Below are 19,186 nucleotides of genomic sequence, written 5' to 3'. Positions count from 1 at the left end.
CTGCTAGACGCGGGGCACGAATATGGCGTCCGATCCTTCCCCAAACTCTTCGACGGCGACCCGCCGGACCACCGACAGGCTGCGCGGCAGTGTCGCGCGCGTCTGGGCGAGCCGCTGGATCAAGGCGGCGCTCGCGTTGTTCGGCCTCGGGCTGATCGCGCTGTTCGGCTTCTGGCTGATCGTCGTCCGCGACCTTCCCTCGGTCGATACGCTGCGCACCTACGAACCGCCCTTGCCGACCAATGTCCGCGGGATCGATGGGGCCCCGATCCACAGCTATGCGCGTGAACGCCGCGTCGAGCTCAGCTTCGCCGAATATCCGCCGATGCTGATCAATGCGTTCCTGGCGGCGGAGGACAAGTCGTTCTTCGAGCATCACGGCGTCGACTTTCCGGGACTTGCCGGCGCGGTCTTTGACTATGTCTCGAAGATCGGCAGCGGCCGACGCGCCCGCGGCGGATCGACGATCACGCAACAGGTCGCCAAGAATCTTCTGATCGGCAACGAATATTCGCCGACGCGCAAGCTTCGCGAAGCGGTGCTGGCGTATAAGATCGAGGATACGCTGACCAAGCCTCAGATCCTCGAACTCTATCTGAACCAGATCGCGCTTGGCCGGAACGCGTTCGGCGTCGAAGCCGCCAGCCACGCCTATTTCGACAAGGACCTCGACCAGCTCGATCTCGCACAGATCGCCTATCTCGCGATCCTGCCCAAGGGTCCGTCGAATTACGATCCGGTGCGCTATCACGACCGCGCAATGACGCGGCGTAACTATGTGCTCGACCGGATGCTCGAGAACGGGTTCATCACCCGCGCGCAATTCGACGGGGCGAACGCCGAACCGTTGGGGGTCGTGCTGCGACGCACGCCGCGGTTTGAAAGCGTCGGCGGCTATTTCGTCGAGGAAGTCCGCCGCCAGCTAATGGCCAAGTTCGGCGAAAGCGCGAAGGACGGCCCTTACAGCGTCTATTCGGGCGGCCTCTGGGTGCGGACCTCGTTCGACACGCGGTTGCAGGATCTGGCGCAGCAGGCCCTGCGTGATGGCCTGGTCCGCTTCGACAGCGGGCGCGGCTGGAACGGGCCGATCCGCCATGTCGAGATCGAGGACGACAACTGGCTCCAGCCGCTGCTCAACAGCAACATCGCGCTCGATTACCGCAACTGGGTCGCGGCGATCGTGACCGGCAAGGACGGCAATAGCTGGAACCTGGGCTTCCGCACCGGCAAGACCGGCACGCTGCCGCGCTATGCCGCGCAGATGGCGGTGCGCGGCAAGGGCGGCAATGCGTTCGGGGCGATCAAGACCGGCGACATCATCGCGGTCGCACCCGAAGGCGGCGAGTTCGCGCTCCGGGCGATCCCCAAGGTTTCGGGTGCGTTCGTCGTCGAGGAGCCTGCCAGCGGCCGCGTGCTTGCGATGCAGGGCGGCTTCGACGACCGGCTCCAGGCGTTCAACCGCGCCACCCAGGCGATGCGCCAGCCTGGATCGACGATCAAGCCCATCGTCTATTCCGCCGCGCTCGACAACGGGATGACGCCCGCCTCGATCATCGTCGACGGGCCGTTCTGTGTCTATCAGGGTGCGCGGCTGGGGCAGAAATGCTTCCGCAACTTCGGCAATTCGCGCGGCGCCGGGCCGCACACGATGCGTTGGGGCATCGAACAGTCGCGCAACCTGATGACGGTCCGCGCCGCCGCGCAGACCGGCATGCCCAAGGTCGTTGCCACCATCAAGAAGATGGGCGTCGGCGATTACGCGCCTTATCTCTCCTTCGCGCTGGGCGCCGGCGAAACCACCGTGGGGAGGATGGTCAACGCCTATTCGATCCTCGCGAACAACGGCAAAGGCGGGCCGCCGTCGCTGATCGACTTCGTCCAGGATCGTCACGGCAAGGTCATCTGGCCCGAGAACTGGCGCGCCTGCGATCGCTGCAACGCCCCCGATTGGGACGGCAAGCCGATGCCGCGTCCGGTCGCGCGCCAGCGCCAGGTGCTCGACGCGATGACCGCCTATCAGATGGTTCACATCACCGAAGGGGTCGTCCAGCGCGGCACCGCGGTGACGCTGCGCGATCTCGATCGGCCGATGTTCGGCAAGACGGGCACGAACAATGGCCCGACCGACGTCTGGTTCATCGGCGGAACCCCGCAATATGTGGGCGGGCTGTATATCGGCTTCGATACGCCGCGGAACCTTGGCAGCGCAGCGCAGGGCGGCACGCTGGCCGCGCCGATCTTCAAGCAGTTCGCGGTCAAGGCCTATGCCGATCTGCCCAAGCTGCCATTCCGCGCACCCGCGGGCATCCGGATGGTCCGGATCGACCGGGGGAGCGGCCGCCCGGTCTATGGGACATGGCCGAACACCGATGATCCCAAACCGGGCGTCATCTGGGAAGCGTTCAAGCCCGAAAGCGAACCGCGGCGTGCCGCGCGCCGTGCGGGCCCCGCCCCCACCACCACCACCGCGCCGACCGCCGCCCCCAAGGCAGAGGCCCCGCGCGACAGCGATTTCTTGCAAAGACAGGGCGGAATCTACTAGCCGTCCCCATATTCCGGGGCTGGCCGATCATGCCTGTCCCAACACTGGAGAATACCCATGCGCGCCGAAGCGCAGGCTCACGTTGACACCATCAAGGACGCGCTGGCGCTATTGCGCCGTTTTCTCGACTGGGACCGCGCACTGCGTCGTCTCGACGAGCTGAACGCGCGCGTCGAGGATCAGGCGCTCTGGTCGGACCCCAAGGCTGCGCAGGAGGTGATGCGCGAGCGTCGTCGTCTCGACGAGGCGATCAGTGCAACGCGCGCGATCGAAAGCGAGCTCAGCGACACGTCCGAGCTGATCGAAATGGCCGAAGCCGAGGGCGACACCGCCATGGAAGCGGACGGCGTCGCCGCGCTCGCCGAACTCGCCGCCCGCGCGGACAAGGACAAGATCAAGGCGCTGCTCGCGGGCGAGGCCGATGCCAACGACACCTATATCGAGGTCAATGCCGGCGCCGGCGGGACCGAGAGCCAGGACTGGGCGGGCATGCTCAGCCGGATGTATTCGCGCTGGGGCGAACGCCACGGGTTGAAGGTCGAACTAGTCGACCAGCATTCGGGCGAGCAGGCGGGGATCAAGTCCGCGACGCTGCTGCTGAAGGGCGAGAACGCCTATGGCTATGCCAAGACCGAGAGCGGCGTTCACCGGCTGGTGCGGATCAGCCCGTATGATTCCGCGGCGCGTCGTCACACGTCGTTCGCCAGCGTCTGGGTCTATCCGGTCGTCGATGACAATATCGAGGTCGAGTATAACGAGAGCGACCTGCGTATCGATACGTATCGCGCATCGGGCGCAGGCGGCCAGCACATCAACACGACCGATTCGGCCGTGCGCATCACGCACGTCCCGACCGGCATCGTCGTGCAGTGCCAGAACCAGCGATCGCAGCACAAGAACAAGGCCGAGGCCTATAACCAGCTCCGCGCGCGCCTTTACGAGCGCGAGCTCGCGATCCGCGAGCAGGCAGCCAATGCCGAGAATGCGTCGAAGACCGATATTGGCTGGGGCCACCAGATCCGGTCCTATGTGCTGCAGCCATACCAGATGGTGAAGGACCTGCGGACCGGCGTGGTCTCGACCAGTCCGTCGGACGTGCTCGACGGCGATCTCGAGGCCTTCATGGCCGCCGCGCTGTCGCAGCGTGTGACCGGCGAGGCGGTCGAGGTGGAGGACGTCGATTGAAGATGACGCGCGTCCTGGCCCTGCTGCTGTCCCCGATCTGGCTGCTAGCGGCATGCGATGGCAGCAAACCGCTGATCCAGCGTGAACCCAAGGATGCGGGCCCCTTCCCCGCCGCCGACCGGCCGGTCGCGTCGATCGTCTCCGCGCGCTGGTCGAACGAGGAAGCGCGCGACCGGTTGAACGAAGCGGGCGAGGTCATGACCAAGGCGGATATCCGCAAGGGCATGACCGTCGCCGATATTGGCGCAGGCGAGGGCTATTACACGATCCGCGCCGCCGCGCGGGTCGGCAAGGACGGTCGCGTTCTCGCAGAGGACATCGTCGCGAGCGTGCGCGACCAGCTGGCGGAGCGCGTCGCGCGCGAAGATCTCGCCAATGTCAGCGTGCGGCTCGGTGAAGCCAATGATCCGAAGCTGCCCCCGGCGAGTTTCGACCGCGTGCTGATGGTGCACATGTACCATGAGATCGAGCAGCCCTATGAATTCCTGTGGCGGCTTCGCCCTTCCCTGAAACCCGACGGACTCGTCGTCGTCGTCGATGCCGATCGCGAGACGCGCAACCACGGCACGCCGCCCGCACTGCTCAAATGCGAGTTCGCGGCGGTCGGCTATACGCAGGTCGACAGGGACGAGATGCCGTCGGCGGGCGGCTATATGGCCATGTTCCGTGCGACCGGCCCGCGCCCCGCGCCCGAGGCGATCCGCGCCTGCCGGACGAAATAGCGCCACCGGGTGGAGCAAGTGTTGCTCCGGACCGTCAGACCACCCCCATCGCGCGCAGGCTCGCCACCCGGTCGCCAGCGATCACCACGTGATCGAGCAGCACGACCTCCACGGTCCGCAACCCGGCCGCCAGCGCACGGGTAAACGCCACGTCGCGGGTACTCGGGGTCACGTCCCCGCTCGGATGATTGTGCGCGATCACCACCCCCTGCGCCGCGAACGCCAGCGCATCGGCAGCGATACTGCGTACCGCGATCCGCACCTGATCGCGCCCGCCCGCCACATGCCGCATGCCCAAAAGCCTCCGATTCGGATCAAGATAGGCGACCGCCACCGCCTCGGTCGCTGCATGCCCAAGCCTTGCGAACAGCGCGCACGCCGCTGCAAGGTCGGCAATGATCGGAGCGGAGGCGGGCGAGGCGGGCACCACCTCGACTGTCGCATCGCCGCCCCTGTCGCATCCACAACTGCATCCGCTTGAGCGATCCGTCCCGCACCGCTAGGCCGTCGCGATGCGCCAATATCTAGACCTCATGGACCGCGTGCTCTCGACCGGAGTCGAGACGATGGACCGCACCGGCACGGGCACGCTCAGCGTCTTCGGTGCGCAGATGCGCTTCGATCTGGCGCAGGGCTTTCCCGTGCTGACGACAAAGAAGCTTCACCTGCGCTCGATCATCGTCGAACTCCTGTGGTTCCTGCGCGGCGACACCAATGTTCGCTGGCTGCAGGACCGCAAGGTCGCGATCTGGGACGAATGGGCGGACGAGAGCGGCGATCTCGGCCCCGTCTATGGCAAGCAATGGCGCGACTGGGTGGCCGGCGACGGTCGCCATATCGACCAGATCGCCGAGCTGGTCGACCAGATCAAGACCAACCCTGCCTCGCGCCGCCAGATCGTCTGCGCGTGGAACCCGGGCGATCTGCACGCCATGGCGCTGGCCCCCTGCCACTGCCTGTTCCAAACGCATGTCGCCAACGGCAAGCTCTCGCTCCAGCTCTACCAGCGCTCGGGCGACATCTTCCTTGGGGTCCCGTTCAACATCGCCAGCTACGCACTGCTGACGCACATGCTCGCGCAGCAATGCGGACTCGAGGTCGGCGAGTTCATCTGGACCGGCGGCGACTGCCACCTCTATTCGAACCATCTCGAGCAGGCACGACTGCAACTCGGCCGCACGCCCGGCCCGCTCCCGCGGCTCGAGATCGTGCGCACGCCCGACTCGATCGATGCGTATGAGTATGAGGATTTCGTACTCCACGATTACGTCGCGCAGCCGCACATCAAGGCACCCGTCGCGGTCTAGACCCGCCGCCCGAACAGAGAGCGAATCGCAATAGGAACCCGTGACGGCGCGCGCGGTTGACCGTCCGAACCCATTCGGAAGGCCATCATGGACATCACCCAGCTCATCCTCGACGAACATGCCCAGCAGCGCGCGCTGTTCGCCCAGATCGACAGCATCGACGCCAAGGACACCGAGGCGCTTTCGGCACTGTGGACCCGCCTCAAGAACCTGCTCGACGCGCATGCCGAGGCGGAAGAGCGCTTCTTCTACCCGCGGTTGATGAAGATCGGCACCGGCGGCAACGACGCCGACTCGGCCGCCGAGGAGACCGAGGACGCGATCGAGGATCACAACGAGATCCGCGAAACCGGCGAAGCGGTCGACAAGCATCCGGTCGGCTCGGACGCGTGGTTCGAGGCGGTCGGCGAATGCAACAAGGCGAACAGCGATCACCTCGCCGAGGAAGAGCGCCAGGGCCTGACCGACTTCCGCAAGCATGCGACGCTGGAAGAGCGGCACGAGCTGGGCGTCCGGTTCGCGGCGTTCGAGGCGAACCACCTGAACGGCGTGAAGGTCGTCGAGAAGGATCCCGAGGCGTACGTCAAGGAACACGCTCCGAACTGATCCACCCGCTTCTTACCTCCCCGGCGAAGGCCGGGGTCCAGGTGGAAAGGTGGTCGTAACGGAGCGCCGTCTTTCACCACCAACGTCCCCCAACTGGGCCCCGGCCTTCGCCGGGGTGGTGATACAAGCATAGCCCTCCGCCCCCATATCCGGCATGATGCGCCGATGATCACCTTCTACCTCGCCCGCGCCAGCAACGGCGTCATCGGCCGCGACGGCCAGCTCCCCTGGCGCCTCCCCGCCGATCTCAAGCGCTTCAAGGCGCTGACGATGGGCAAGCCGATGGTGATGGGCCGAAAAACGTTCGAGAGCTTCCCGAGCCCCCTCCCCGGCCGCCGCCACATCGTCCTCACCCGCGGTCACTGGCACGCCGACGGCGCGGAAGTGGCGCATTCGATCGACGAGGCGCTCGCGATGGCCGGGGACGACGTCGCGGTAATCGGCGGCGCGCAGATCTATGCGCAGCTGCTCCCCCATGCAGACCGGATCGAGCTCACCGAAGTCCATGACGAACCCGAAGGCGACGCCTTCGTCCCCGCGTTTGACGGCTGGCACGAGATTGCCCGCGAAGACCACCCGGGCGAAAAGCAGCGTCCACCCTACAGCTTCGTCACCCTCACCCGCCGGTAAAGACCGTTCCCCCCGCGAAGGCGGGAGCTCGGACTCGGCTCCCGCCTTCGCGGAAGAACAAGGAGGCGCGGGAGACAACGACACGGAAGGACTATCGTCATCCGCGGCGTCTGGGTACTGACCCGTGCATGCAACGGCTCGACGGTGGCGCATCCATCCCTTCGCATCTGGCGGACGGGATCGTGGCGCTGGGTAATTTCGACGGATTCCATCTCGGTCACCAGGCGGTGGTCGCGCGCGCGATCGCGTGGGCCAAGGCGGAGGGTCGCCCCGCGCTGGTGGCGACGTTCGATCCGCATCCGGTTCGCCATTTCCGCCCCGATACGCCCCCCTTCCGCCTCACGACGCTCGACCAGCGCGAGCGGCTGTTCGCAGACGCTGGCGCCGATGCGATGGTGGTATTCCATTTCGATGGCGATCTCGCCGCGCTGACCGCTGAGCAGTTCGTCGCCGACCGGCTCGAACGCAATCTGCGGATCGGCGGCGTGGTGACGGGCGAGGATTTCACCTTCGGCCATGCCAAGAGCGGCACGGTCCACACGCTCGCCGCGCGCGGGCCGGTCCACGGTTTCCGCGCAGAAACGGTCGGCGCGGTTGCGCTGGATGGCGAGACGGTGTCCTCGACCCGGATCCGCGAGGCGCTGCGTGCCGGCGACATGGCGACCGCGACGCGGCTGCTGACGCGTCCGTTTGCGATCGAGGGCGTGGTGCAGCATGGCGACAAGCTCGGTCGCACGATCGGCTATCCGACCGCCAATCTCGACATGGGCAACTATCTGCGCCCCGCCTACGGGATCTACGCGGTGACCGGCCGGCTGGAGGACGGCCGCGTGCTCAAGGGCGCGGCGAACCTCGGCATCCGCCCGAGCTTCGATCCGCCGAAGGAACTGCTCGAACCGCATTTCTTCGATTTCACCGAAAACCTGTACGGGCAGACGATCGAGGTCGCGCTGATCGACTATCTGCGCCCCGAGGCGAAGTTCGACAGCCTCGACGCGCTGATCGCGCAGATGGACATCGACTGCGACCGCGCGCGCACCATTCTCGGCTGACCGCGGCGGCGCCGGTGCGTGCGGGAGGGGGGATGGCAACGCGCCCTCCGCTCGGCTACAGCCCGGCCCACTTATGACCGATACTCCTGCGCCCGCCCGCGATTACCGCGACACCGTCTTCCTGCCGAAGACCGACTTCCCGATGAAGGCCGGTCTCGCCGCCAAGGAGCCGGCGATCCTCGAGCGCTGGGCGAAGCTCGGCATTTACGACCGGCTGCGCGAACAGCGGCTTGGGCGCGAGCGGTTCATCCTGCACGACGGCCCGCCCTACGCGAACGGCGACATCCACATGGGCCACGCCATGAACAAGGTGCTGAAGGACATCATCGTCCGCTCGCAGTCGCTGATGGGCAAGGACGCGCCCTATGTCCCCGGCTGGGACTGTCACGGCCTGCCAATCGAGTGGAAGGTCGAGGAAGCGTATCGCGCCAAGAAGCTCAACAAGGACGACGTCCCCGTCGACCAGTTCCGCGCCGAGTGCCGCGCCTATGCCGAAAAATGGGTCGACGTGCAGAAGGGCGAGTTCGAGCGGCTCGGCGTGATGGGCGACTGGGCCGATCCGTACCTCACGATGAAGTACGATGCCGAGGCGACGATCGTCGGCGAGCTGCTCAAGTTCGCCGAGAGCGGCCAGCTCTACCGCGGTGCGAAGCCCGTGATGTGGTCGCCGGTCGAGAAGACCGCGCTCGCCGAGGCCGAGGTCGAATATGAGGACATCGTCTCGACGCAGATCGACGTCGCGTTCGAGATCGTCGACGCGCCGAACGCGGCCGAGCTGGTCGGCGCGCATGCGGTGATCTGGACGACGACGCCGTGGACGATCCCAGTGAACCAGGCGCTGAGCTATGGGCCTGAGATCGAGTATGTTCTACTCGCGGACGGCGATCGCCGGTTCCTGATCGCAGAGGCGCTCGTCGGCAGTTTCAATGCCCGTACCCTCTCCTCCCGTCATCCCGGCGAAAGCCGGGACCCATCTACCCAGGTGGGAGACGGCGGTAAGGTGGGTCCCGGCGTCCGCCGGGATGACGGAGCAGAAGGCGCGATCATGTGGCGCGGCAAGGGCTCGGATCTCGAAGGCGCGACCGCGCGGCACCCGATGCACGCACTCGGCGGGTTCTTCGCAAAGCCGCGCCCGTTCCTCCCCGGCGACTTCGTCACGACCGACGCGGGCACCGGGCTCGTTCACATGTCGCCGGATCACGGCGAGGACGATTTCGAGCTCTGCAAGCAGTACGGCATCGACCCCGTCTTCGCGGTCGACGGTGCGGGCATGTACCGCGCCGACTGGGCCTGGCTCGGCGGGCAAGGGTCCGTCATCAACAAGAAGTTCGTGGCCGCCGACGGCCCGATCTGCACCGACCTGCGCTCGACCGGCGCGCTGCTCGCGGCGAGCGACGACTTCAAGCACAGCTACCCGCATTCGTGGCGCTCCAAGGCCAAGGTGATCTTCCGCGCGACGCCGCAATGGTTCATCCCGATGGATGCGGCGACGTCGGTCGGCACCCAGGGTGCTTCGACTTCGCTCAGCAGGAACGGGGTTGGGGATGCGGCCGCACCCCCGTTCGCCCCGAACGAAGTAGCAGGGCCTGGGTCGAGCAACGGCGCAACCCTCCGCGAGATCGCGCTCGACGCGATCGCCGCGACCACCTGGATCCCTGCGCGCTCGGAGAACCGGATCACGTCGATGGTGCAGGGCCGCCCCGACTGGGTCATCTCACGCCAGCGCGCCTGGGGCGTGCCGATCGCGCTGTTCGTCAACCGCGCCACCGGCCAGTATCTGAACGACCCCGCCGTCAACGCGCGCATCGTCGAAGCCTTCCGCCAGAACGGTGCGGATGCGTGGTACGCCGACGGCCACCAGGCGCTGCTCGGCTCCGACTACGACCTCGCCGACTATGAGGTCGTGAAGGACATCCTCGACGTCTGGTTCGATTCGGGCTGCACGCACGTCTTCACCGTCGAAGCGCGCTACGGCGAAGGCACCCGCGCCAACCTGTACCTCGAAGGGTCGGACCAGCATCGCGGCTGGTTCCAGTCGTCACTGCTCGAAAGCTGCGGCACGCGCGGTCGCGCGCCCTATGACGCGGTCCTCACCCACGGCTTCGCGCTCGACGGCCAAGGCCGCAAGATGTCGAAGAGCCTCGGCAACGTCGTCGATCCGCTCAAGATCATCGGCGAGAGCGGCGCGGACATCCTGCGCATGTGGGTCGCCTCGACCGACTATTTCGACGATGTGAAGATCGGCAAGGAGGTGCTCGCCACCGCGTCGGATTCCTACCGCAAGTTGCGCAACACGTTCCGCTACATGCTCGGCGCGCTCGAGGGCTTCGACGAGTCCGAGCGTGTCGCGGTGTCCGACATGCCCGAACTTGAGCGCTACGTGCTCCACCGCCTGGGCATGATCGACACCGAACTGCGCCAGGCGGCGGAAGGCTATGAGTTCAACCGCTACACGCGGCTGCTGACCGACTTCGCGAACGAGGACCTGTCCGCGTTCTTCTTCGATATCCGCAAGGACTCACTCTACTGCGACGCGCCCGGCGACGTGAAGCGCCGCGCGTATCGCACGGTCCTCGACGTGCTGTTCCACGCGCTGGTCCGCTACGCCGCGCCGGTGCTGTGCTTCACCGCGGAGGAAGTCTGGCAGTCGCGCTTCCCGAGCGAGGACAGCTCGGTCCATTATCTCGAATGGCCGTCGCTCCCGTCGCTCGACGCGGACGATGTTGTCGGCGCCAAGTGGCAGGAGATCCGCGCGCTACGCGTCGCCGTCACCGAGGCGATCGAGCCGTTGCGCCGCGAGAAGACCGTGCGGTCCAGCCTCGAGGCCGAGATCACCGTCCCGACGATGCTGCTCGACGCCGATGCGCTGGCCGAGGCGTTCATCGTCGCCAAGGTCACGCCGGGTGATGCGGTCACCGTGACCCGCACCGACTTCCACAAATGCGGCCGCTGCTGGCGTCACCTTCCCGAGGTGACAACCGACGGCGAGCTCTGCGACCGGTGCGAAGAGGTGGTGGCGCATGCGTAACCTGCCAAAGGCCGGCTTCGGGGCGGCGATCGCGCTGTTCCTCGCCGACCAGCTCAGCAAATGGGCTGTGACGCACCCGCTCGGGATCGATTCGCTCGGCGATGCGCAGACGATCACGTCGTTCTTTGACCTGCGCTTCGTCCCCAATATCGGCATTTCGCTCGGGTTGCTGCCCGCCGATGGCCATCTGACGCGCTGGGCGCTGGTGCTGCTGACGGGGGCGATCTCGGTCGGGGTCGCGATCTGGATGACGCGCGAAAAGAACCGGGCGGATCAGATCGCGCTGGGCTTCGTGCTCGGCGGTGCGGTCGGCAATATCCTCGACCGGATCCGGCTCGGTTATGTCGTCGATTTTGCCGACCTGCATATCGGCGAGTGGCGCCCGTTTTTGGTCTTCAATGTCGCGGATGCAGCGATTACTGTCGGCGTGCTCGTCCTGCTTGTCCGGGCGCTGCTCGTGCGCGAGAAGCCCCCTGTGGAGAATTCCCATGCGTAAGTTTGTGCCCCTGGCTGCCGGTCTGGCGAGCGTCGCGTTGCTGTCCGGCTGTGGCGCCGGCAAGAGCCTTGATCGTGCGCGGCCGGACGAGTTCGCCGTCGCCCGCCAGGCTCCGCTGGTCATCCCGCCCGATTTCGCGCTGGTTCCGCCACAGCCGGGTGCCGCACGGCCGCAGGATACCGCCGCCAATGCACAGACGCTCGACGCGCTGTTCGGCGGCACCGCTGCGCGCAGCCCTGCCGAAGCCGGCGTGCTGAGCGAAGCTGGCCCCAGCGCGGCCGATCCCGGCATCCGGTCGAGCGCGGGCGATCCCGGCACGACCGTGATCGACAAGGGCTCGACCACGCGCGACATCGTCGCCGCCCCCGAAGGCGACGGCCAGGACGCGCGCGCAACCGCCAACTGAGCGGTTGCCGCAAGACGTGAAAAAGGGCGGCTCCCCAGGGGGGCCGCCCTTTTTCGTGTTCGGTCGATGGCCACCCCGCCCGCCCCTGTCCCGTGGATACCCCAGCTTCCGCTGGGGTGACGAGAGGTAGGCAGGAAGCGGCGGTGCAAAGTGCCGCAACCGCGCGCTCCCGCCATCCCGGCCGAACGCCAGGACGACGACAGCACTCGCGCTACGTCAGAACGCGGCGGTCAGCGACGCCAGCACCTTTCCGTTGGCGATCGAACCGACGCCGTCCTGCCCGCGGCTGAAGCTCGGCTGGAGATACGCCGATTCCGCCTTGCTGATGTCAGTATCGACATAGGCGACGCCCAGGGTCAGCGGCGTGCCAGGAATCACGTAATCGGCACCCACCAGCCAGTCGAAATATTCGCCGGTCGGCGACACGCTGGTGGCGAATGGCCCGAGCCCCTTGTTGCCGTTCGAATAGCCGACATGCGCCTTCACGGTCAGGCCGGTATCAGGAATGCCGCTGCTGACATCGCCCCACAGGTACAGGTTCGAATCCTTGGCGTTGACGCGGTCATAGACCCCGTTGGCGGCCGAGGTGCCGTTCGAATACCAAGGCCCCAGCGCCTGCTGCTTGGGCGCATAGGCGACGCCCGCGGTCAGCGCGACCGGGCCGGCAGTGCCCGAGAGCTTGGCATAGGGCTCGATGAAGTCGGTATTGTCGAAGCCCGACGGGTACATGTACCACGTCGCGCCGACGTCGAGCGTGCCGCCACCGACGGGAAGCTTGTACCCGGCGATCAGGTCGAGCTCCATGTTGGCGCCGCCGAACGTGCCCCAGCCGGCGAGGTTCGACCCCCAGGTGCCGATATAGACGCCGCTCTTGTGCGCAATCGTGATGCCGCCCTGGACTGCGAGATTTTCGTCCGACTGCGACACGCCGCGAAAGCGATAGTCGCTGACAAGTCCGACCGATCCGCTGACCGTGACGTCCTTGGGTGGCGCCGTATCCTGCGCGAACGCAGGGGGTGCGGCAGCCAGCGCGAGGCCGCCGAAGAGGATAGTGGAGAAGCGCATCGTTTCCCTTTCGAAACTGGAAATTCGATGTCCCCGCCTGCACCCGCGGACGCCGCATCTATCGAGGCATGGCCTCCGAGCGCGGTCTTTCCTGCGGTGACAAATGAATGACAGTCGTTGATGCACTGCACAAGCGATTATTGCGCCAGGCGCGGTGTTGACACCATGGATGTTGCGCACCGGCCACACCGTCTCGGTCACAACGCTCGGGTGCGCGCGGGCCTATCGACACAGGATCGGCGTGCGACGCGGCGCTTCCCACCCCTCGCGCGCCAATTCAGGCATGTCCGCGTCGCTTTCGGGATAACCGAGGCAGAGATAGCCGACGAACCGCCATCCCTCCGGCACGCCCGCAATATGCGCGATCCGCGCGGGGTCTAGGATCGAGACCCAGCCGAGCCCGATCCCCTGGGCGCGCGCCGCCAGCCACAATGTGTGGATCGCGATCACGGCGGAATAGGCGACGCTTTCCGGCATGGTCTGACGCCCCAGACCATGGCCCTGACTAGGATCGGGTTCGACGAACACCGCGATGTGAACGGGCGCCTGCTCGAGCCCGGCGAGCTTCAACCGGGCGTAGAGCGCGGCACGCGTCTCGTCTTGCCCGGCCAGCGCGGCGGCGTTGCAGGCGGCAAAGTCCGCGCGGATCGCGTCGCGCCGCGCGGGGTCGTCGATCGTCACGAACCGCCAGGGCTGGCTGAGCCCGACCGACGGCGCGGCGTCGGCGATCGCGAGCAGCGCGTCGACTGCGCCCGCGGGCAGCGCATCGCGCCGGAACCGGCGGACGTCACGGCGCCAGCGGAACAGCAGATCGAGCCTGGCCTGAAACGCCGTATCGAAGACCGGGCCTTCAGCGTCGGGCGGTTCTGTCTGCATGACCGGCACGCTGTACCCGCTCACGTCCGGCGAGCAAGGTCGCTAGCCGCGCACCGCCCGAAAGGCAGCAAGCCCCGCGTCGAGATCGGCGATCAGGTCCGCCGGATCCTCGAGCCCGATCTGCAGGCGGATCATCGGCCCGGCGACCTCGCGGCGGGTGACGCTGCGATAGCGGTGCGGATCGACCGGCAGCGCCAGGCTTTCGAACCCGCCCCAGCTATAGCCGATCCCGAACAGCTCGAGCGTGTCGATCAGCGCGGCCCGCGACGCCTCGTCACCGCCCTCCAGCACGAAAGAGAACAGCCCGCTCGATCCCTTGAAATCGCGCATAAACAGGTCGTGCCCCGGGCAGCCAGGTAGGGCCGGATGCAGCACCTGCGCCACCTCCGGACGCGCCTCCAGCCACCGCGCGATCGCCAGCGCGCTCGACTGGTGCTGGGCGAGGCGGACCGCCATCGTCCGCAGCCCCCGGCTGCCGAGCCAGCAATCGTCGGGACTGGCGATCTGCCCCAGCTGAAAGCTCGTCTCGCGCAGCGCCTTGAAATGGCCGGGCCCCGCCGTCACCGATCCGAGCATCGCGTCCGAATGGCCGACGACATATTTGGTGCACGCCAGGATCGTCACATCGACGCCGTGGCCGATCGCCGGAAAGAACAGCGGCGTGGCCCAGGTATTGTCGAGCAGGGTCGTCACGCCGCGCGCGCGCGCGGCCGTGACAATGGCGGGGATGTCCTGCACCTCGAAACTGAGCGAGCCGGGACTCTCCATGAAGATCGCACGGGTCTTTTCGCCGATCAGGTCGGCGATCCCCGCACCGATCAGCGGGTCGTAGAAGCGGGTCGTGATGCCGAACCGCTTGAGCAGGCCGTTCGCCATCCCACGCGTCGGGTCATAGGCGCTGTCCACCAACAGCAGTTCGTCGCCCGGCGACAGCACCGAGAGCAAAGCCGCCGCGATCGCCGCGACGCCCGATCCATAGAGGAACGTGCCCTCCGCCCCGGGTTCGAGCGTGGTCAGCGCATCCGCAAGGCTCCACTGCGTCGGCGTGCCCTTGCGACCGTAGAACAACCGATGATGCGTATCGCGGGTCGCGCTGTCGCGAAGATGGCCGACGGAATCATACAGGATCGTCGACGCCCGCCAGACCGGCGGACTGACGATCGCCCCTTCCCCGACACCACGAGTCCATTCCGCGCGACGTCCGGCGAGCACCACCTTGGTGGCGTCGCCGACCGGCCTTGTCGTTTCGGTCATTGCGTTCCTGTCGCCTTCGCGCCCATTGCCTTCGGCGTCGACGGATCGCCGCCCCATTCCGACCAGCTGCCGTCGTACAGCGCGGCTTCGTTGCCAAGGAGGTGCGCGCCGAACGCCAGCACCGCCGCGGTGATTCCCGATCCACAGGTCGTCACGATCGGCCTTGCCAGATCGATGCCCGCGCCCTCGAATGCCGATCGCAGCGCGTCGCCGGTCTTCCACGTGCCGTCCGCGTTGAACAGCGTGGCATAGGGCAGTGATTTGGATCCGGGGATATGCCCCGATGCGGTGCCAGGTCGCGGGTCCGCCTCGGCACCGGTGAACCGGGCGGCGGAGCGCGCATCCACGACCTGCTCGGCGCCGCTCGACAGGTTCGCGGTCATCTGGTCCTTCGTGCGAACAGCCTTGTTGTCGGCCCAGATGGTGAAGTGGCGATGCCGCACCGCCCGCTTGCCCGACTCCGTCTCACGCCCTTCGGCCTGCCATTTGGCCAGACCGCCGTCGAGGATCGCGACATTGTGCGCACCGAAGGTCCGCAGCATCCACCAGGCGCGCGCCGCCGTGCGCCAAGGCGAGCTGTCGTACAGCACGATGCGGCTGCCATCGCCGAGCCCGAGCGACTGCATCCGGCTGGCGAACTTGGCAGGCGACGCCAGCATGTTGGGCAGGTCGCTGTCGGTGTCGCGAAGCTCGGCGAGGTTCATGAATACAGCGCCGGGAATATGCGCCGCCGCATAGTCCGCCGCGGCGTCGCGACCTTCGGCATAGGTTGCGTCGACGACCCTGAGATCGCCAGCGCCCGGGACGCTGGTCTCGAGCGCGTTCGCCAACCATTCGGTGCTCACCAGCGTGTCCATGCCCTGCCCTCCTGACGGTTGGCGCGGATAGTAACCGGCGCAGAGTCGAACGTCGAGGCCGCGGCTCGGCCGCCGCCCCGCCAGCTAGGTCTTGAACGCCAGCCCGATCGTTACCGCCAGCCCGATCAGCGAAAGCATCTGGACGGTCGGCCAGTCGACCCAGCCGACCGCGTCGGGATCGCGCCGCCGATGGCGACGGCGGGCGCCCAGACCCGATGCGATCGCGAGCGCCGCGAAGCCGCCGCTCGCCGTCCACAGCAGCGGTGCCATGTCAGCTCCCGAGCTTTTCCACCTTGTCCTGAAGACTGGCAAGTTCGGTGCGCAGGGCAGCGATCTCCTCGTCCTTCGTCGCCACCGGCCTGGCGGCTGGTGCGGGGGATGCTGCACCCGCAGCATTGCCGGGGGCAAAGGCCTGCGCTGCAACGTCGAACATCGCCAGATTACGCTTGGCAATGTCGGCGAAGGGTGAATGGGCAAACGCTCCTTCGACCGCGGTCTTGAACTGTTCCTGATTGCGGCGGAAGCTGTCCATCGATGCCTCGAGATAGCCGGGCACCATCTTCTGCATCGAATCGCCATACATCGAGATCAGCTGGCGCAGGAAATTGACCGGCAGCATCGTCTCGCCGCGGCTTTCCTCCTCCATGATGATCTGGGTGAGGACGTTGTGCGTGATATCCTCTTCGGTCTTCGCATCGACGACCTTGAAGTCACGGCCCTCGCGAGTCATCGTCGCGAGATGATCGAGCGTGATGTAGGATGATGTTTCGGTATTATAAAGCCGCCTGTTGGCGTACTTCTTGATGATGACAAGCCCGTCGACCGTGCTTTGCTTCTTCATATGCAGCCCCTCCACGTGACCGGGGGAAACGCTACGCGCTTTGACATTGCGCCGCAACATGGTCCACGGCCGTTGCCGCTGTTCCTCGCCATGTTGCGCAACGAAACTGCAGCATCGCCCGACCGCCGCGCGCGGGCACTGGCCGGGCTCGACCGCTATCAGGCCGCGCCCCGGGATCTGCCCCTGCCACCCCGTCCCATCCGTGCGTCGGCCGGCCGGGCGGTCCTGCGCGACTATGGCGGTGGCACTACGGGCAAGCCGGCGGTCATCGTCATACCCTCGCTGATCAACCCCGCGGCGATCCTCGATCTTTCCGCGGACACGTCGCTGATGCGGTGGCTGGCCACGCGGGGCTATCATGCGCACCTGCTCGACTGGGGAACGCCCGGACCCGAGGATTGGAACCTCGACCTCGACGCGCATGTCGCGCGCATCCTCCTGCCCCTGCTGCACGGATTTGCTACCCCGCCGATCCTGGTGGGCTATTGCCTGGGCGGCACCCTCGCCGTCGCCGCTGCCGCCTTGACGCGGGTGGCGGGGCTGGCGACGATCGCGGCACCCTGGAATTTCGCCGGCTATGGCGAGACCGCGCGTGTCGAGATGGCGCGACTTTGGCGCGCCGCTGCTCCGTTCGCGCGCCAGACGGGGCTGTTACCGATGGAAGTGCTGCAAAGCGGGTTCTGGCAGCTCGCGCCCGCGCAGACGATCGCGAAATACGAGGGGTTCGCCGACCGCGATCCGACCAGCCCCGCCGCGCGCGCGTTCGTCAGGCTGGAGGACTGGGCGAATGCGGGTGCGCCGCTCCCCGCCGCCGCCGCCGCCGGACTGTTCGGGGACATGATCGCCCGGGACCTCCCCGGACGCGGTCTGTGGCAGATTGCCGGTCGCCCGATCGCCCCGCGCGCGTTGTCCTGCCCCGCGGTCGAGTTCGTCGCGCGCAACGACCGGATCGTGCCCGCCGCCACTGCGATCGGGCTCGCGGACCGGCGCGACGTCGATGCCGGCCATGTCGGCATGATCGTCGGCAGCCGCGCCCGCGCGCAGCTGTGGGAGCCGCTCGCGAACTGGATAGATTCGCTCGGCTAGCGTATTGGATCCGCAAAACGAGAGGACCCGTCATGACCGCCACCCATCCCAGCGACATCGTCATCACCGCCGCCAAGCGCACGCCGGTCGGCAGCTTCCTCGGCGCCTTCGCCACCGTCCCCGCGCATGAGCTCGGCCGGACCGCGATCGAGGCGGCACTCGCGCAGGCGGGTGTCGACGGTGCCGATGTTTCCGAAGTGATCCTCGGCCAGGTCCTGACCGCAGCGCAGGGGCAGAACCCCGCGCGTCAGGCGTCGATGGCGGCGGGTGTTCCCAAGGAAGTCCCCGCCTGGGGCGTCAACCAGGTCTGCGGCTCGGGGCTGCGCGCGGTCGCGCTTGCCTGTCAGGCGATCCAGACCGGTGACGCGACGATCGTCGTCGCCGGCGGGCAGGAATCCATGTCGCTGTCCGCGCACGCCCAGTCGATCCGCGGCGGGCAGAAGATGGGCACTCTCAGCCTCGTCGACACGATGGTCAGCGATGGCCTGACCGACGTGTTCAACGGCTATCACATGGGCATCACCGCCGAAAATCTCGCCGAGCAATATCAGGTGACGCGCAGCGAACAGGACGCCTTCTCGGTTGGTTCGCAGAACAAGGCGGAGGCCGCCCGCGGGTCTGGCCGGTTCAAGGACGAGATCGCGCCGGTGACGATTGCGGGCCGCAAGGGCGACACGATCGTCAGCGACGACGAATATATCCGCGCGGGCGCAACGATCGAGAGCGTGTCGGGCGTCCGGCCGGCGTTCAAGAAGGACGGCACCGTCACCGCGGCGAATGCGAGCGGCCTCAACGACGGCGCCGCCGCGCTGGTGCTGATGCGCCGCGACGAGGCCGAGCGCCGCGGCAGTCCGGTGCTCGCAACCATCCGCAGCTGGGCCTCCGCCGGCGTCGACCCGTCGATCATGGGCATCGGCCCCGTCCCCGCCACGCGCCGCGCGCTAGAGAAGGCCGGCTGGACGATCGCCGATCTCGACCTGATCGAGGCGAACGAGGCGTTTGCCGCCCAGGCGTTGTCGGTCGGCAAGGAGCTCGGCTGGGATGCCGACAAGGTCAACGTCAATGGCGGCGCGATCGCGATCGGCCACCCCATCGGCGCCAGCGGCGCGCGCGTGCTGACGACGCTGATCTACGAGATGGAGAAGCGCGACGCCCGCAAGGGGCTTGCCACGCTGTGCATCGGCGGCGGCATGGGAATCGCCATGTGCCTCGAACGGTGAGACTGCCGTTGCC

Annotated in this window: 19 protein-coding genes; 12 read left to right on the top strand and 7 right to left on the bottom strand. The window is 67.1% G+C overall.

Annotation, left to right across the window (positions count from 1 at the left end; genetic code table 11):
- The first annotated feature begins 22 nt into the window (after positions 1–22).
- Genes IFS44_RS16870 through IFS44_RS16860 form a run of 3 tightly spaced genes read left to right on the top strand, consistent with a single transcriptional unit; the run spans position 23 to position 4,449 of the window.
- Entirely contained in the window at positions 23–2,542 is a 2,520-nt protein-coding gene (locus tag IFS44_RS16870; RefSeq protein WP_192099319.1) for a penicillin-binding protein 1A, read from the top strand.
- 57 nt (positions 2,543–2,599) lie between these two features.
- Positions 2,600–3,727, top strand: coding sequence for a peptide chain release factor 2 (prfB, locus tag IFS44_RS16865; protein ID WP_031394840.1), 1,128 nt, complete (start codon positions 2,600–2,602; stop codon positions 3,725–3,727).
- A gap of 2 nt (positions 3,728–3,729) precedes the next feature.
- Entirely contained in the window at positions 3,730–4,449 is a 720-nt protein-coding gene (locus IFS44_RS16860) for a class I SAM-dependent methyltransferase (protein WP_107932122.1), read from the top strand.
- Positions 4,450–4,483: 34 nt separating this feature from the next.
- Here IFS44_RS16860 and IFS44_RS16855 read toward each other — a convergent pair whose 3' ends face one another.
- Positions 4,484–4,876 (bottom strand): JAB domain-containing protein, encoded by a 393-nt coding sequence (locus IFS44_RS16855; RefSeq protein WP_192099318.1) that lies wholly within the window; start codon positions 4,874–4,876, stop codon positions 4,484–4,486.
- 85 nt (positions 4,877–4,961) lie between these two features.
- Between IFS44_RS16855 and IFS44_RS16850 the strand changes: the two genes are divergently transcribed.
- The 7 genes from IFS44_RS16850 to IFS44_RS16820 all read left to right on the top strand — a co-directional run bounded on the left by IFS44_RS16850 (position 4,962) and on the right by IFS44_RS16820 (position 11,974).
- Complete coding sequence (locus tag IFS44_RS16850) at positions 4,962–5,756, top strand: thymidylate synthase (protein ID WP_056405265.1); 795 nt, start codon at positions 4,962–4,964, stop codon at positions 5,754–5,756.
- A gap of 87 nt (positions 5,757–5,843) precedes the next feature.
- Positions 5,844–6,362: a hemerythrin domain-containing protein gene (locus IFS44_RS16845; RefSeq protein WP_192099317.1), complete on the top strand. Its 519-nt coding sequence runs from the start codon at positions 5,844–5,846 to the stop codon at positions 6,360–6,362.
- A gap of 165 nt (positions 6,363–6,527) precedes the next feature.
- On the top strand, positions 6,528–6,992 hold the full coding sequence (locus IFS44_RS16840; protein ID WP_037530279.1) for a dihydrofolate reductase: 465 nt from the start codon (positions 6,528–6,530) through the stop codon (positions 6,990–6,992).
- A 128-nt stretch (positions 6,993–7,120) separates the two neighbouring features.
- A complete protein-coding gene (locus IFS44_RS16835) occupies positions 7,121–8,044 on the top strand; it encodes a bifunctional riboflavin kinase/FAD synthetase (protein WP_192099316.1) in 924 nt (307 codons plus the stop codon).
- Between the two features lie 73 nt (positions 8,045–8,117).
- The gene (locus tag IFS44_RS16830; RefSeq protein ID WP_192099315.1) at positions 8,118–11,072 is read left to right on the top strand and encodes an isoleucine--tRNA ligase; all 2,955 of its coding nucleotides are present in this window, start codon (positions 8,118–8,120) and stop codon (positions 11,070–11,072) included.
- Positions 11,065–11,568 (top strand): signal peptidase II, encoded by a 504-nt coding sequence (gene lspA, locus IFS44_RS16825; protein ID WP_192099314.1) that lies wholly within the window; start codon positions 11,065–11,067, stop codon positions 11,566–11,568. Before IFS44_RS16830 ends, lspA begins: the two co-directional genes overlap by 8 nt.
- Positions 11,561–11,974, top strand: a complete 414-nt coding sequence (locus tag IFS44_RS16820; protein ID WP_031440002.1) for a DUF3035 domain-containing protein — start codon at positions 11,561–11,563, stop codon at positions 11,972–11,974. The genes lspA and IFS44_RS16820 overlap by 8 nt, the downstream gene beginning before the upstream one ends.
- A 216-nt stretch (positions 11,975–12,190) precedes the next feature.
- On the opposite strand, the gene IFS44_RS16815 is transcribed toward IFS44_RS16820, so the two are convergent.
- From IFS44_RS16815 to phaR, 6 genes are all read right to left on the bottom strand, one after another.
- The gene (locus tag IFS44_RS16815) at positions 12,191–13,039 is read right to left on the bottom strand and encodes a TorF family putative porin (protein ID WP_031395899.1); all 849 of its coding nucleotides are present in this window, start codon (positions 13,037–13,039) and stop codon (positions 12,191–12,193) included.
- A gap of 222 nt (positions 13,040–13,261) precedes the next feature.
- A complete protein-coding gene (gene bluB / locus IFS44_RS16810) occupies positions 13,262–13,915 on the bottom strand; it encodes a 5,6-dimethylbenzimidazole synthase (RefSeq protein ID WP_192099313.1) in 654 nt (217 codons plus the stop codon).
- Positions 13,916–13,957: 42 nt separating this feature from the next.
- Entirely contained in the window at positions 13,958–15,169 is a 1,212-nt protein-coding gene (metC, locus tag IFS44_RS16805) for a cystathionine beta-lyase (RefSeq protein WP_166746849.1), read from the bottom strand.
- Positions 15,166–16,026 (bottom strand): sulfurtransferase, encoded by an 861-nt coding sequence (locus IFS44_RS16800; protein WP_192099312.1) that lies wholly within the window; start codon positions 16,024–16,026, stop codon positions 15,166–15,168. The genes metC and IFS44_RS16800 overlap by 4 nt, the downstream gene beginning before the upstream one ends.
- A gap of 84 nt (positions 16,027–16,110) precedes the next feature.
- Positions 16,111–16,296 (bottom strand): hypothetical protein, encoded by a 186-nt coding sequence (locus IFS44_RS16795; RefSeq protein WP_107932107.1) that lies wholly within the window; start codon positions 16,294–16,296, stop codon positions 16,111–16,113.
- A gap of 1 nt (position 16,297) precedes the next feature.
- On the bottom strand, positions 16,298–16,867 hold the full coding sequence (gene phaR, locus IFS44_RS16790) for a polyhydroxyalkanoate synthesis repressor PhaR (RefSeq protein ID WP_166746851.1): 570 nt from the start codon (positions 16,865–16,867) through the stop codon (positions 16,298–16,300).
- Positions 16,868–16,957: 90 nt separating this feature from the next.
- Here phaR and IFS44_RS16785 point away from each other — a divergent pair, with 90 nt between their 5' ends.
- Both IFS44_RS16785 and IFS44_RS16780 read left to right on the top strand, forming a co-directional pair.
- Positions 16,958–17,953, top strand: coding sequence for an alpha/beta fold hydrolase (locus tag IFS44_RS16785; protein WP_192099346.1), 996 nt, complete (start codon positions 16,958–16,960; stop codon positions 17,951–17,953).
- Between the two features lie 32 nt (positions 17,954–17,985).
- Positions 17,986–19,173, top strand: a complete 1,188-nt coding sequence (locus tag IFS44_RS16780; RefSeq protein WP_192099311.1) for an acetyl-CoA C-acetyltransferase — start codon at positions 17,986–17,988, stop codon at positions 19,171–19,173.
- Positions 19,174–19,186: the final 13 nt, after the last annotated feature.

It is taken from the genome of Sphingomonas sp. CFBP 13706, from assembly GCF_014842355.1.
Taxonomy (GTDB): Bacteria; Pseudomonadota; Alphaproteobacteria; order Sphingomonadales; family Sphingomonadaceae; genus Sphingomonas; species Sphingomonas aerolata.
The sequence above is the reverse complement of the archived record's forward strand: the minus strand, read 5'-3'. Positions and strand labels throughout refer to the sequence as shown.

Bases quoted from the DNA above. Each gene is read 5' to 3' on its own strand.
- IFS44_RS16830 (WP_192099315.1), top strand. From the start codon at position 8,118: ATGACCGATACTCCTGCGCCCGCCCGCGATTACCGCGACACCGTCTTC.
- IFS44_RS16835 (WP_192099316.1), top strand. From the start codon at position 7,121: ATGCAACGGCTCGACGGTGGCGCATCCATCCCTTCGCATCTGGCGGAC.
- IFS44_RS16780 (WP_192099311.1), top strand. From the start codon at position 17,986: ATGACCGCCACCCATCCCAGCGACATCGTCATCACCGCCGCCAAGCGC.
- IFS44_RS16850 (WP_056405265.1), top strand. From the start codon at position 4,962: ATGCGCCAATATCTAGACCTCATGGACCGCGTGCTCTCGACCGGAGTC.
- IFS44_RS16820 (WP_031440002.1), top strand. From the start codon at position 11,561: ATGCGTAAGTTTGTGCCCCTGGCTGCCGGTCTGGCGAGCGTCGCGTTG.
- IFS44_RS16860 (WP_107932122.1), top strand. From the start codon at position 3,730: ATGACGCGCGTCCTGGCCCTGCTGCTGTCCCCGATCTGGCTGCTAGCG.
- IFS44_RS16870 (WP_192099319.1), top strand. From the start codon at position 23: ATGGCGTCCGATCCTTCCCCAAACTCTTCGACGGCGACCCGCCGGACC.
- IFS44_RS16840 (WP_037530279.1), top strand. From the start codon at position 6,528: ATGATCACCTTCTACCTCGCCCGCGCCAGCAACGGCGTCATCGGCCGC.
- metC (WP_166746849.1), bottom strand. From the start codon at position 15,169: ATGACCGAAACGACAAGGCCGGTCGGCGACGCCACCAAGGTGGTGCTC.
- IFS44_RS16785 (WP_192099346.1), top strand. From the start codon at position 16,958: ATGTTGCGCAACGAAACTGCAGCATCGCCCGACCGCCGCGCGCGGGCA.
- IFS44_RS16815 (WP_031395899.1), bottom strand. From the start codon at position 13,039: ATGCGCTTCTCCACTATCCTCTTCGGCGGCCTCGCGCTGGCTGCCGCA.
- IFS44_RS16800 (WP_192099312.1), bottom strand. From the start codon at position 16,026: ATGGACACGCTGGTGAGCACCGAATGGTTGGCGAACGCGCTCGAGACC.
- phaR (WP_166746851.1), bottom strand. From the start codon at position 16,867: ATGAAGAAGCAAAGCACGGTCGACGGGCTTGTCATCATCAAGAAGTAC.
- prfB (WP_031394840.1), top strand. From the start codon at position 2,600: ATGCGCGCCGAAGCGCAGGCTCACGTTGACACCATCAAGGACGCGCTG.
- bluB (WP_192099313.1), bottom strand. From the start codon at position 13,915: ATGCAGACAGAACCGCCCGACGCTGAAGGCCCGGTCTTCGATACGGCG.
- lspA (WP_192099314.1), top strand. From the start codon at position 11,065: ATGCGTAACCTGCCAAAGGCCGGCTTCGGGGCGGCGATCGCGCTGTTC.
- IFS44_RS16795 (WP_107932107.1), bottom strand. From the start codon at position 16,296: ATGGCACCGCTGCTGTGGACGGCGAGCGGCGGCTTCGCGGCGCTCGCG.
- IFS44_RS16845 (WP_192099317.1), top strand. From the start codon at position 5,844: ATGGACATCACCCAGCTCATCCTCGACGAACATGCCCAGCAGCGCGCG.